Origin of the sequence: Halobacillus sp. BBL2006, from assembly GCF_000786645.1 — a bacterium.
In the GTDB taxonomy this organism is placed as follows: Bacteria; Bacillota; Bacilli; order Bacillales; family Halobacillaceae; genus Halobacillus.
The window spans coordinates 1-1,565 of the sequence record NZ_JRNX01000800.1 but is presented as its reverse complement, the minus strand read 5'-3'; the positions used below and the strand labels follow the sequence as shown (position 1 = coordinate 1,565).

The following is a 1,565-nucleotide window of genomic DNA, read 5'->3' as shown; positions in this document are numbered from 1 at the left end:
CGCCGTATTCGTGAATTCGGTGTGTATAGTGAGCTTCGTTCTCACAAAATCAGCATCGATGAAATTAAAGAATTGAATCCGAGTGGAATCATTTTATCCGGTGGACCGAACAGTGTCTACGGAGAGAACAGCTTCCGTTGTGATGAGGATCTGTTTGAACTAGGCATTCCGGTTCTCGGCATCTGCTACGGCATGCAGCTGATGACCCACCACTTCGATGGGAAAGTCGAACGTGCAAAGGAACGTGAATACGGTAAAGCGGATATCAACATTGCAGAAGACCCTGTCCTTTTCCGTAAAACACCGAAAGAACAAACGGTTTGGATGAGTCACAGTGACAAAGTCATCGATCCTCCTGCAGGGTTCCAAGTGGATGCAACAAGCCCCTCCTGTCCTGTCGCTGCAATGAGCAATGAAGAGGCGAAAATGTATGGCGTCCAGTTCCATCCAGAAGTTCGTCACTCTGAATATGGCAATGACATCCTACGCAGTTTCGTGTTCGACGTCTGTGATGCAACGGACGATTGGACAATGGAGCATGTCGTTGAAATGGAAGTCGAAAAGATCCGTGAGCAAGTCGGCGATAAAAAAGTTCTGTGTGCTTTGAGTGGAGGAGTGGATTCCTCTGTCGTAGCAGCACTTATTCATAAAGCGATCGGTGATCAGTTGACGTGTATTTTCGTCGATCATGGTCTGTTGCGTAAAAATGAAGCAGATGACGTGATGCGTACACTTGGAGACGGATTCCACATGAACATCATAAAAGTAGATGCAAAAGATCGTTTCATGAGTAAACTGAAGGGCGTTTCTGACCCAGAACAAAAACGTAAGATCATTGGCAATGAATTCATTTATGTCTTTGACGACGAAGCGGAAAAACTGAAAGATATCGACTATCTAGCACAGGGAACGCTTTATACCGATATCATTGAAAGCGGTACGGAAACGGCACAGACGATCAAATCTCACCACAACGTCGGCGGACTGCCGGAAGATATGCAGTTCGAATTGATTGAACCATTGAATACGTTGTTCAAGGATGAAGTACGTGCGCTCGGAACAGAGTTAGGCGTACCTGATCATATCGTTTGGCGCCAGCCATTCCCAGGACCAGGTCTAGGAATTCGGGTACTTGGAGAGGTTACAGAAGAGAAGCTCGAAATTGTTCGCGAATCGGATGCGATTCTTCGTGAAGAAGTAAAAAATGCGGGTCTTGAACGTGAAATCTGGCAATACTTTACCGCGCTTCCTGACATTCGCTCCGTTGGCGTCATGGGGGATGAGCGGACATATGATTACACCATCGCAATCCGCGCGGTGACCTCAATTGACGGTATGACATCGGATTGGGCACGCATTCCTTGGGATGTACTTGAGAAAATCTCTACACGAATCGTGAATGAAGTCGATCATATCAACCGCGTCGTGTATGACGTAACGAGTAAGCCGCCTGCAACAATCGAATGGGAATAAGCGAACGATGCTATTGAAGTTTGTTGTTAATGTTCGGGAATAGGCTTGACGAACCGTGTCGATTGATTGTATGATAGAAAAAAATCAAACAA

Annotated in this window: 1 protein-coding gene; it reads left to right on the top strand. The window is 46.1% G+C overall.

All coding sequences use genetic code 11. From position 1 onward, the window contains the following. Nucleotides 1-1,473 (top strand): glutamine-hydrolyzing GMP synthase (gene guaA / locus LD39_RS19820; protein ID WP_035552482.1); only part of this gene is annotated, 1,473 nt, incomplete at its 5' end. Between the last annotated feature and the right edge of the window lie 92 nt (nt 1,474-1,565).